Origin of the sequence: Halovivax sp. (assembly GCA_007119345.1) — an archaeon.
GTDB lineage: Archaea > Halobacteriota > Halobacteria > Halobacteriales > Natrialbaceae > Halovivax.
On sequence record SKPV01000230.1, the window covers coordinates 1 to 3,858 of the forward strand.

The window sequence follows — 3,858 nt, forward strand, 5'->3', positions numbered from 1 at the left end:
AGTGGGTCGGGACGGCCTCGCCGAGCCGGTACTACGACCCGTCGGCGATCCTCGTCCGCGAGGAGTACGCGCTCGGGGACGCCGGGATCCTCCTGGCGGCGTTCGTCGTCCTGCTCGGCGTCGCGATCGCCGTCTTCGCCAGGAGGGACATCTGATGGGGTCGGAACCGGAATCCGGCGGCACGGACGCGCGCCAGGCCACGGCGAATTCCTCCCGGCTGCCCGCGATGGGCGGCGCCGCGACGGCCGTCCTCCGCGTCGAGTCCGGCAAGCGCGTCCGCAGCTCGCTCGTCATCGTGGTCGTCTTCGCCCTGCTCGCGGCGATGTACTTCTCGATGTTCCCGAGCGTGCAAGAGGAAATGGAGGTCCTGGAGGACGCGTTCCCCGCCTTCTTCTTCGACCTGTTCGGGATCGAAGCGCTGCACACCATCGAGGGGTTCATCGCCGCCGAGATCTACTCGTTCTTCTGGATCGTCCTCGTCGGCATCTACTTCGCCTACGTCGGCGCCGGCATGATCGCGCGGGACGTCGACGAGCGGAAGATGGACCTCACGCTCTCCAATCCGATCTCCCGCGAGTCGGTGGTGCTCCAGAAGGTCGCCGCCCTCTGGGTGCCGCTGGTCGTGTTGAACGTCGGCGTCGGCGCCATCGTCTTCCTCGGCGGGGCGATCATCGGGGAGCCGTTCGATCCCGTCGCCGTCGCGATGGTGCACCTGCTCTCGGTTCCGTACCTGCTGGTCTGTGCGGCGATCGGGCTCGTCTGCTCCGTCGCGATCGACCGCGTCCGAACCGCGAGGGCGACGGCGCTGACGGTCGTCTTCGCCCTGTGGCTGGTCGACAGCGTCTCCAGGCTGGACGACAACTACGAGTGGATCGGCGCCGCGGGACCGAGCCGCTACTACGACGAGACCGCCATCCTCGTCCGCGAGGAGTACGCCTACGGCGACGCCGGGACTCTCCTGGCGGCGTTCGTGGTCCTGGTCGGCGTCGCCGTCCTGCTGTTCGCGCGGCGGGACATCTGAGCGCGCGGCGACTCCGGGGAGTCCGTTCGGGCACACGGCGAGTCCGTCCGAGGACACGGCACTACCGCGAATCCGACCAGGGACACGGCACTACCGCGAGTCCGTCCAGGGACACGGCACTGCCGCGAATCCGTCCAGGGACACGGCACTACCGCGAATCCGTCCAGGGACACGGCACTACCGCGAATCTGTCCAGGGACACGGCACTACCGCGAATCTGTCCAGGGACACGGCACTACCGCGAATCCGTCCAGGGACACGGCACTACCGCGAGTCCGTCCAGGGACACAGCGAATCCGTTCGGGCGCACGGCGAGTTCGTCCGAGCACACGGCGAGTTCGTCCAGGGACACGCCACTGCCGCGAGTCCGTAGGGGGCGGCCGGGTCGGTCGCGGTGTGGGGTATAACTCCCCATCGGTCGTACGCTCCTTCGTGACAATGAAACGACGAGACGTTCTCCGTTCGGCCGGTCTCACGACGGTGGCGATCGGCCTCGTGCCGACCGGCGCCGCGGCGGCCGACGCGCGAACGGTCGGCGGCGGGCGGATCGAGGGAGACGAGCACCTCCCGGGGTACGAGCGCTGGCTCGCGCTCGAGGAGGGCGCGCTCGCGTTCGACTACGTCGACTGGGCGGCCCTCGAGGCGTTCGTCGCGACGGAGCTCGAGGAGGCCCAGCCGGGCGAGGAGGTGCCGGCCGAGTTCGCGGCGGATCCCATGATCGCGCCGGTCTCGGAGGGGCTGATCGCGGCGTACTTCTTCGTCGGACTCGAGCTCGCGCGGTTCGGCCTCGGTCGACTCCTCGACGACGACGGGCCGTTCGCGTCCGAGGTCGAGGAGCTGGTGCAGGTCGGCGACGCCTTCGTCGTGACCGGGGCCATCGACCGCGAGGAGCTCGACGCGGAGCTGACCGCCGAGGCGGTCGCCGACTTTCAGACGCAGCTGGAACGGACGGGCGAGCGGGGCGGGTTCGACCTCTACGAGTCCCTCGAGGGCGAGGACGAGGCCGCGATCGCCGTCGGCGACGACGCGATCGCGGTCGTCGACGGGGCGGAGCTCGAGGCGGACGTCGACCCGACGGCGATCGTCGAGCGAACCGTGGACGTCGCGGCGGGCGACGTCGCTCGAGCGACCGACGAGTCCGAAGCGGTCGCGTGGCTCCTCGAGTCTGCCGGCGACGGCGACGTGGCGGTCGGCCAGTACGGCGGGCCGTTCGACCCCGAGGAGTTGCGCCACCCGGCGCTCGAGGCGATCGCGGACGCGGAGGGCTACGTCTCGTCGTTCACCGTCGAGGACGAGGAGACCCTCCGCGGCGACTTCGCCGCGATCCTCCCGGGGGCCGACGAGGACGAGTTGGCGGAACTCGTCGGGGCGTCGGCCGCCGAGCGCACCATCGACGTCGACGGCGACCGCGTGACCGCGACCGGCGAGTGGCGGGAGGAGGTCCGGTACGAGTGACCGGCGACGGCGTCGCCTTCGTCTTCGTCACCCGCGCCCGGGAGTTCCTCCCCGACGGGTTCGGCTTCGCCGCCGGGGCGATGATCTCCCTCGTGTGACGCGACATCTTCCCGAAGGCGCTCGACCGCGGCTCGGGGCTCCCCGACGGCGTCCGGCGAGAGCTGGTTGCGGGCATCCTCGTCGGCCTCGCGATCGTGCTCCCCGTGACGCTGTTAACGGAGTGACCGGCGAGAAACGAGCGTCCGCGGGGACAGCCCTACCGGAGGCGCCGGTAGACGCTTACCGGAGGCGCCGGTAGACGCTTACCGGAGGCGCCGGTAGACGCCTACCGGAGGCGCCGGTAGACGCGAAGGAGCAGCGAAGTGGCCGTTCCGACGCCGGGAATCCGCGAGGAGAGCGCCGCGGCCCCGAGCAACAGCAGCCCCGACCCTCGCCGCCCCTTCTTGAACTCCATCATCGCGTCGATCACCGTCGTCACGGTACTCGCGTTCTTGAGCGCGTTCGCTCGATCGCCTGTGGTGGTCATGGGTGTCGACTCGACGTAGGAATCCGACGGGCAAAGCGTGGGCCGCTTGCGGCTGCCGGGCTCGATCGTCTCACCGCGATCGTCGCGCTCTCTCGGTTTCTCGCGGGGCTCCCCGCCGCTCGTCGCCGTCCCCGTCGACGATGCCGCCTCCGAAGGATAGATACGCGAGCGGTCTAACTCGCGCGTATGAACGAACGCGGCCTCGGATCCCTGCTGGATCAGGAGACGGTGGCCGAACGGGTCGAGCGCGGCGAGCTCCCGGAGTGGGTCGGGGACCACTGGCGCTCCTTCGAGGACGGACTGACCGGCGAGCGCAACGGGACGCCCTTCCCGTGCTTCTTCGGCGTCGAGTCGATCCGCAACGGCGATCCGCTCTACACCACCGTCCCGTCGCTGACGGACAAAGACGCGCTGTTGGGGCTTCGGGACGCGCTCTGTGAGTATCTCGAGGTCTTTCGCGAGCACAGCGACCGGGCCTCCCTGGTGACGTTCTTCGCGCCCGACGACCGGACGGTCACCGAGGCGGATTACCACGAGGCGCTCTGGCACATCTTGCAGTTCCTGCACGTCCACGACCCGCAGCCGTGGCCCGAGCACATCCCGACGGAGCCCGACGACCCCTACTGGGAGTTCTCCTTCGGCGGCGAGCCGATGTTCCCCACCTGCCGGGCGCCGTTCTACGAGACCCGCAAGAGCCGCTACTGCCCGGTGGGTCTCGAGATCACCTTCCAGCCTCGCGCGCTGTTCGAGACCCTCGACGTGACGGCCGACACCGAGGCCGGCCAGCACGCCCGCGAGGTCATCCAGGACCGCCTCGAGGGCTACGACGGCGTCTGTCCGCACGCCGACCTCGGCG

Annotated in this window: 4 protein-coding genes and 1 pseudogene; 4 read left to right on the top strand and 1 reads right to left on the bottom strand. The window is 69.9% G+C overall.

Features of this window, described 5'->3' with window-relative positions; genetic code table 11:
• From QZT59_RS15885 to QZT59_RS15895, 3 genes and pseudogenes are all read left to right on the top strand, one after another.
• Positions 1 to 155, top strand: a pseudogene (locus tag QZT59_RS15885) (ABC transporter permease); the annotation flags it as partial.
• Positions 156 to 226: 71 nt separating this feature from the next.
• On the top strand, positions 227 to 1,021 hold the full coding sequence (locus tag QZT59_RS15890) for an ABC transporter permease subunit (RefSeq protein ID WP_290818614.1): 795 nt from the start codon (positions 227 to 229) through the stop codon (positions 1,019 to 1,021).
• Between the two features lie 438 nt (positions 1,022 to 1,459).
• Positions 1,460 to 2,476 carry a hypothetical protein gene (locus QZT59_RS15895; protein WP_343195783.1) on the top strand — a complete coding sequence of 339 codons (1,017 nt, stop codon included), beginning with the start codon at positions 1,460 to 1,462 and terminating at the stop codon, positions 2,474 to 2,476.
• Between the two features lie 325 nt (positions 2,477 to 2,801).
• Here QZT59_RS15895 and QZT59_RS15900 read toward each other — a convergent pair whose 3' ends face one another.
• Positions 2,802 to 3,002 (bottom strand): hypothetical protein, encoded by a 201-nt coding sequence (locus QZT59_RS15900; protein WP_290818610.1) that lies wholly within the window; start codon positions 3,000 to 3,002, stop codon positions 2,802 to 2,804.
• Between the two features lie 186 nt (positions 3,003 to 3,188).
• On the opposite strand from QZT59_RS15900, the gene QZT59_RS15905 reads away from it, so the two are divergent.
• On the top strand, positions 3,189 to 3,858 hold a 670-nt coding region (locus tag QZT59_RS15905; protein ID WP_290818612.1), incomplete at its 3' end, for a YqcI/YcgG family protein.

Coding starts and splice junctions, on each gene's coding strand:
- QZT59_RS15895 (WP_343195783.1), top strand. CDS start 1,460: ATGAAACGACGAGACGTTCTCCGTTCGGCCGGTCTCACGACGGTGGCG.
- QZT59_RS15890 (WP_290818614.1), top strand. CDS start 227: ATGGGCGGCGCCGCGACGGCCGTCCTCCGCGTCGAGTCCGGCAAGCGC.
- QZT59_RS15900 (WP_290818610.1), bottom strand. CDS start 3,002: ATGACCACCACAGGCGATCGAGCGAACGCGCTCAAGAACGCGAGTACC.